Genomic DNA, 3174 nt, shown 5'->3' with positions numbered 1-3174 from the left:
GCAGCAGCCCTACGGTGCGCCGCAGTACGGCGCGCAGCCCGCCTACCCGGCGCCGGTCTACGGCGCTCCCGGACCCGGCGGCCCGTTCGACGGCGCGACCGACCCCGAAGACCTGACGCGCCCGCTCTACGGCGCGACGTTCGGTCAGGCCATCAAGCGCTTCTTCAAGCAGTACGCCGACTTCAACGGCCGCGCCTCGCGCAGCGAGTACTGGTGGGTCTCGCTCTTCGTATTCCTCGTGCAGCTCGTACCGATCATCCTGCTCATGGTCGGCCTGATCGGCATGGGGATCTCCACGTCGAGCTACTCCTACGACCCCTACAGCTACGGCTACGGGTCTGCCGCGCCCGCGGTGGGGGCCATCATCCTCCTCGTGATCGGCGCGATCCTCACCGGCCTCGTCTCACTGGCACTGCTCATCCCGAGCTTCGCCGTCGGCTGGCGGCGCTTCCACGATGCGAACTTCGCCGGGCCGCTGTACCTGCTCTCCCTCGCCGCGGCCATCCCCTACATCGGCTGGGTCGGCAGCGTCGTGGTGCTGGTGTTCTCGCTCATGCCGTCGAAGGTCGAGGGGCGTCGCTACGACGCGCCCCGCGCCTGACCGACTACGGCGCACCGCCCTCCGAGGCACCGGCCCGTCGCAGCGCAGCTGCGGCGGGCCTTCCCGTATCCCGCGGAGCGGGGCCTGTCTGGGTTCGTGGCAGATGTCTCACCCGATGCGCCCCTGATGAGTCGCGTCACGCGGCACAGTCAGATGCCTGCCGAATGCCCGCATCGCGGTATCGACGATCGTCGCGGGTGGACTCACTCCCACTCAGACGGCCCTCCGGTACGGGTACTCCCGCCGACCTCTCCACCACCTCGGGATCGGCATCGCGCACCCGCAGGAACGTGCGCACGTGCGCATCGATGAGCAGGACGTCACCGTCGCGCATATCGCGATCGGAGACGCGATCGCCACCAACCCGCACGCACTCGCACGAGACAGTACGCGATCGTCCGCACTGCACGTCTTCGACCCACGGTCCCGTACTGTCTCGACGATCCCGTACTGTTTCGACGGCCCCTTAGGGTTTCGACGGTCTCTTAGGGTTTCGACGATCCCGTGCGATTCCGTGCGGCCGAGTCCGCAACGCCTGATCGCGTCCGAATACGGAAAAGGGGGCCGTGCGACACGATGTCGCACGGCCCCCGATCCTTCGCGCCGAGGAGTTCGTCTCGCTCAGCCGCGCGGCTTCTCGACCATCTCGGTGGTCTCGATCTCGTCGCCGACCTGGATGTCGTTGAACTTGCCCAGGCCGATGCCGCACTCGAAGTCGGTCTTGACCTCGGTCACGTCGTCCTTGAACCGGCGCAGCGACTCGATGGCCAAGCCGTCGGCGAGCACGACCCCCTCGCGGATCACGCGCGCCTTGGCGTTGCGCGTGATGGTACCGCTGCGGACGATGACGCCGGCGATGTTGCCGAACTTCGAGGAGCGGAACACCTCGCGGATCTCCGCCACACCCGACTGGACCTCCTCGTACTCGGGCTTGAGCATGCCCGTGAGCGAGTTCTCGATGTCATCGAGCGCGTTGTAGATCACGTTGTAGAACCGGATGTCGATGCCCTCGCGCGCGGCCCGCTCGCGAGCCTTCACGTCGGGGCGCACGTTGAAGCCGATCACGATGGCGTTGTCGATCGTCGCGAGGTCGATGTCGCTCGCGGTGATCGCACCGACACCGCGGTGGAGGATGCGCAGCTGCACGGAGTCGTCGACCTCGATCTTCATCAGCGACTCCTCGAGCGCCTCGACGGCACCCGACACGTCGCCCTTGATGATGAGGTTGAGCGACTCGACCTTGCCCTCTTCGAGGGCCTTGGTGAAGTCCTCGAGGCTGATGCGTTTGCGGGCCTTGGCCAGCTGGGCGTTGCGCTCGACGGCCTCGCGCTTCTCGGCGATCTGACGCGCCGTGCGGTCCTCGGAGGTGACGATGAAGTTGTCGCCCGCGCGTGGAACGCTCGAGAGACCCTGCACCTGCACCGGCCGCGAAGGCAGCGCTTCCTCGACCGCTTCACCGTTCTCGTCGTGCATCGCACGGACGCGACCGTAGGCCGTGCCCGCCACGATGGCATCGCCGACGCGCAGCGTTCCCGACTGGATGAGCACGGTCGCCACGGCGCCGCGGCCCTTGTCGAGCTTCGCCTCGATGGCGACGCCTCGGGCGTCCTTGTCGGGGTTCGCGCGCAGGTCGAGCCCTGCGTCCGCGGTGAGCAGGACCGCGTCGAGCAGCTCGGTGATGCCGACGTTGTTCTTCGCAGAGACGTCGCGGAACATGACTTCACCGCCCCACTCCTCGGCCACGAGGCCGAACTCGGTGAGCTGCTGGCGCACCTTGTCGGGGTTCGCGCCCTCCTTGTCGATCTTGTTCACCGCGACCACGATCGGCACGTTGGCCGACTGGGCGTGGTTCAGCGCCTCGATCGTCTGGGGCATGATGCCGTCGTCGGCGGCGACCACGAGGATCGCGATGTCGGTGACCTGCGCACCACGGGCGCGCATGGCGGTGAACGCCTCGTGGCCCGGGGTGTCGATGAAGGTCAGCGCACGGTCGACGCCCTCGTGCTGAGTGTGCACCTGGTACGCGCCGATGTGCTGCGTGATGCCGCCGGCCTCGCCGCCGCCCACGTTCGCCTGGCGGATCGCGTCGAGCAGTCGGGTCTTGCCGTGATCGACGTGACCCATGACGGTGACGACCGGCGGCCGCGGCTGCAGGACGTCGTCGCCCTCCTCGTCGAGCTCGCCCTCGATGTCGATGTCGAAGCCCTCGAGCAGCTCGCGGTCCTCGTCCTCGGGCGAGACGATCTGGATCTTGTAGCCCAGCTCGTCACCGAGGATCTCGAACGTCGCCTCGTCGAGCGACTCCGTAGCAGTCGCCATCTCACCGAGATGGAACAGCACGGTCACGAGGTTCGACGCGCTGGTGTTGATCTTGTCGGCGAAGTCGCTGAGCGACGCGCCGCGGCGCAGACGGATCGGGGTCGAGCCGTCGCCGCGGGGGACGCTGACGCCGCCCAGCGACGGGGCCTCCCGCATCTCGAACTCTTGCCGCTTCGCCCGCTTCGACTTGCGCGCCTTGCTCTTTCCGCCGCCGCGGCCGAACGCACCGGCCGTGCTCGCACCACGGCCTCCGC

At 68.0% G+C, this 3174-nt stretch carries 2 protein-coding genes; one reads left to right on the top strand and one right to left on the bottom strand.

The features are described 5' to 3' along the window. The first annotated feature begins 112 nt into the window (after positions 1-112). Positions 113-601 carry a DUF805 domain-containing protein gene (locus ACFPZL_RS11530; protein ID WP_236021886.1) on the top strand — a complete coding sequence of 163 codons (489 nt, stop codon included), beginning with the start codon at positions 113-115 and terminating at the stop codon, positions 599-601. 621 nt (positions 602-1222) lie between these two features. On the opposite strand, the gene infB is transcribed toward ACFPZL_RS11530, so the two are convergent. After that, on the bottom strand, positions 1223-3174 hold a 1952-nt coding region (gene infB, locus ACFPZL_RS11525), incomplete at its 5' end, for a translation initiation factor IF-2 (protein ID WP_382335504.1).

The organism is Leucobacter soli (genome assembly GCF_042659205.1).
Classification (GTDB): domain Bacteria; phylum Actinomycetota; class Actinomycetes; order Actinomycetales; family Microbacteriaceae; genus Leucobacter; species Leucobacter soli.
Note: the sequence above shows the minus strand (reverse complement) of the source record. Positions and strands in the feature narration are given on the sequence as shown.